General features: G+C 71.0%; 1 protein-coding gene. It reads right to left on the reverse strand.

The features are described 5' to 3' along the window. A partial coding sequence (locus tag AC1D15_RS33755; protein ID WP_477829496.1) for a c-type cytochrome occupies positions 1 to 1,075 on the reverse strand: 1,075 nt, incomplete at its 3' end. Positions 1,076 to 1,087 lie beyond the last annotated feature (12 nt).

A 1,087-nucleotide genomic window follows, 5' to 3' on the forward strand; every position in this document is an offset into this window, starting at 1 on the left:
TCGTGAAGCTGGCCAGCGTCGCGCCGGTGTAGGCGCGCGACAGGTTGGCGCTGCGGATCCACGCCGATCCGGCCAGCGCTGCCGGCACGCTGGTGACGGTGTAGGTGCGGTCGCCGTACTGCAGGTTGCCGGCCTGCAGGTTCGACACCAGCGCCCAGCCGCCGGCGTTCGCGGTGTCGTTCACCGACAGGTTGCTCAGCACCACGCCGGCCGCGCCGTCGGTGCTGTCGTCGATCTGCAGCAGGTAGCTCACCAGCTGCTGGCGCTGCGCCGCCGTCAGGCTGCTGGCCGCGCCGTGCAGGCCGGCCGGGTTGGCGGTGGTCAGCACGTCCATCAGCGTCGCGGCCGAGCCGTCGTGCAGGTACGGCGCGCTGTCCCACACGCCGCGCAGCGTCGGCGTGTCGATGCCGGTCAGCGGGCCGCCCAGGCGCTTGCCCGACGAGGCCTTGATCGTGCCCACGTCATGCAGCACCCCGGTCGCGCTGTCGGTGAAATCGGCGCCCGAGTGGCAGCTGCTGCACTGGCCGGCGCCCTTGAAGATCGCCTGGCCGGCCACGCCGTCGGGYGTGAGCGTGCCGTCGGCATTGCGGTACGGGCTCGGGCCCACGGTGGCGAGCGAGCTCACGTAGGCCGCCAGCGCATCGAGCTCGGCGCTGACACCCGCCTTCGGGTTGCCGAGCGGCTGGTTGCGCGTGCCGGTGTTGAACTGCGCATCGGTCATGAAGCCGGTGCCGCCGAACGCGTTGCGGATGTCGTGCTCGAAGTCCTGGATCTCGTCGAAGTTCGCGCTCCAGTGCACCCGGCCCTGGCCGGTGCCGCGGCGCCCGTTCAGCACCGTGGTGTTGCGCAGGCCCTCGCCGCGGTCGGTGAAGTCCATCACGCGGCCGTCGTGCCCGCCGTCCTGGTGGCAGGTCGCGCACGAGATGTACTTGTCGCGGTTCATGCGCCGGTCGTCGGCGTTGTAGAAGAGCTGCTTGCCCTGGAACACCTGCGCCGGCAGCGGCTCGGACGAGACCGCCGCCACGTCGGTGATCTTGCTCGCGACGTTGCTGGTCGCGTTCAGGATGCCATTCACGTCGTACACGCC

Source organism: Rhizobacter sp. P2_H2 (assembly GCF_056403375.1).